This window comes from Tunicatimonas sp., from assembly GCF_049647865.1.
GTDB lineage: Bacteria > Bacteroidota > Bacteroidia > Cytophagales > Cyclobacteriaceae > Tunicatimonas.
Genome location: NZ_JBARYM010000792.1, coordinates 1 through 2,801, shown reverse-complemented (window position 1 = coordinate 2,801; position 2,801 = coordinate 1). Strand labels below are relative to the sequence as shown.

Genomic DNA, 2,801 nt, shown 5'->3' with positions numbered 1-2,801 from the left:
CTTCTAGAATGATTAAACGACCGTACGATGGTGGCCAATTTTTCTATCTAGGTGGTCAAAATGTTTCTACCGGCCTAGAAAGCGATGAGCTTCAAGAGCAAGTTGCGGAAGGAATTGCGTTTGCCATTGGCAATAACGCAGTTGATTATGCTGCTGCTCGCTCATTACCTGTTCCCGAAGATAATCGCTTCGTGAAGAAAGTATTAATTCCGGGCCCGTTGAATGAGCCTACCGAACTTACGGTTTTGCCCGACGGAAAAGTAGTTTTTACCGAGCGTAAGGGAGCACTTAAAATGTATTTTCCCGAAACTGAAACCTACCGGCAAATTGCCCAACTAGACGTTCACACCAAATTTGAAGATGGACTAATGGGTATCGCTCGCGACCCTAATTTCTATCGTAACAACTGGATTTATCTGTACTATTCTCCGGTAGGCGATAAACCCGTTCAGCACCTCTCTCGTTTTCTTTTGCTAGGCGATAGCCTCATTATGTCTTCCGAAAAGTTAATTTTAGAGGTGGATGTGCAGCGCGATGAGTGCTGCCACACTGGGGGTTCCATTGCTTTTGGCCCCAACGGCCTCCTCTACCTGTCCACCGGCGACGATACCAATCCCTTCAAGTCCGAAGGCTACGCTCCGATTGACGAACGACCCGGTCGGGCACCGTTTGATGCTCAGGGTTCCTCGGGAAATACCAATGATTTGCGGGGGAAGGTGCTGCGGATTCGGGTAAACGAGGACGCTACGTACGATATTCCTGACAATAATTTATTTCCGAAGGACGGTTCGGGCGGACGACCGGAAATTTATACCATGGGTACCCGCAACTCTTACCGCATCAGTGTGGATCAGGAGACCGGCTGGCTCTACTGGGGCGATGTGGGCAACGATGCCCGAGTGGATGGTGAGCGAGGACCAAAAGGATACGATGAAGTTAATCAGGCTAAGGCAGCGGGAAACCACGGCTGGCCTCATTTCCGCGGAAATCGAGCTTACCCCGACTACGACTTTGCTACGGGTGAAATTGGTGATTACTTTGACTTTAATGCCCCCGTTAATAATTCTCCCAATAACACTGGGGCGAAAGTGCTGCCTCCGTTCAAAAAGGCACTGATCTGGTATCCTTACGATGAGTCGCCTGAATTTCCGATTGTAGGCAAAGGTGGCCGGAATGCGATGGCTGGTCCGGTGTATCACTACGACCATTTTCCTCATAGCCAGAATAAGCTACCAAAATACTACGATGATAAGCTGTTTATCTACGACTGGATGCGAAACTGGATTATTGCGGTTACGCTTGATAACAACGGCGACTTGGTTCGTCTGGAGCCTTTCCTGGACTCTACAGATTTTGTGAAAATTATTGATATGGAGATGGGTCCCGATGGGAGTATGTATATTTTGGAGTACGGCACCGACTGGTTTGCCAAAAATCCCGATGCTTCTCTTTCTAAAATTGATTACTTTGAAGGAAACCGCGTTCCGGTAGTACAAATTGCAGCGGATGTAACCGTAGGAGCTGCGCCACTAACCGTTAACTTTTCAAGCGAAGGCACCTTTGACTACGACGAAGAAGACACCCTGTCGTATCAATGGTATTTTACCGATGCCGAAGAAGCGCAATCGGATGAAGCTAATCCTAGCTTTACGTTTGATTCGCCCGGAGTTTACTCGGTGAAGCTAACCACCTTGGACGATCAGGGGGAAGCTTCTAGCAAAAACATTGAGATACAGGTAGGCAATCAACCACCGGCGGTAGACATTCAGTTTACTTCCAATCAAACTTTCTACTGGGACAATGCACCAATAGAGTATCAAGTAGTGGTGCAAGATAAAGAAGATGGCAACCTTACGGATGGTTCTATTGACCCAAAATCAGTAAATTTCGCATTTAACTTTGTTCCAGGGGCGGGTAGTGGTGAAGATGACTTAGGGCATAAAATGGTGATTGATGGCTTCTCGCTGATTGAAAACAGTGGTTGTAAAGCTTGCCACGCTTACGAAAAGCAGTCGGTGGGCCCAGCCTATAATGCAGTGGCCGAACGCTACGAACGTGACGAGGAAGTTACCGCTATGCTGGTGAATAAGATTTTGAAGGGAGGCATGGGTAATTGGGGCGACCGTGCTATGCCAGCCCAGGCAGTTTCACCAGCAGAAGCGGAATCAATTGTTGACTATATTCTATCGATTGATGAGGCTTATTTATTACCATTACAAGGAAGCTTTATTGCTGATCAGCACCTTGATGCCGGAAGCGGTACGTATGAATTATCGGTTAAATATAAAGACCAAGGCGGAGATCCGGTAGGTTCGCTTGTCCGAGAGAAAATAATAACACTTCGCCACCCCAGGGTAGAAGCCGAATCGCACGACGAGCGATACCAGTGTCGTCCCCGCCAGCCCAGCGAGACCAACTATGCTTTCGTGTCAGATATGCGTGACAGCAGTTACTTTGCTTTTGAGAATTTTGATTTAAAAAACGTGGATGCGCTGCAAGCCCGGGTAGCAGCTAACGAAGCGGGTTTGACCTTGCAAGTACGACTAGATGCGGTTGATGGAAAAGTTATTGCCGAAGCAGCTGTCCCGGCTACGGGTAGCAATGCTGGATGGGCGAATATCGACTTAGCAATTCAGCAGTCACCTTCAGGGGTACATACGCTTTACTTTGTCACTCAAGGCAGTTCAGCCGGAGCCAAAGCAGCAGTTGACTGGATCTATTTTCAGAGCAATCAATTTGAACAGCGAGTCGCTAGTCGCTAGCACGTAAAATACTTTTAATTTAGAAGGCCGGAGCTAGAT

At 47.8% G+C, this 2,801-nt stretch carries 1 protein-coding gene; it reads left to right on the top strand.

The features are described 5' to 3' along the window. Positions 1 to 2,762, top strand: a 2,762-nt coding sequence (locus WBA23_RS23010; protein ID WP_424584623.1) for a PQQ-dependent sugar dehydrogenase, incomplete at its 5' end; no start/stop codon positions are given. Between the last annotated feature and the right edge of the window lie 39 nt (positions 2,763 to 2,801).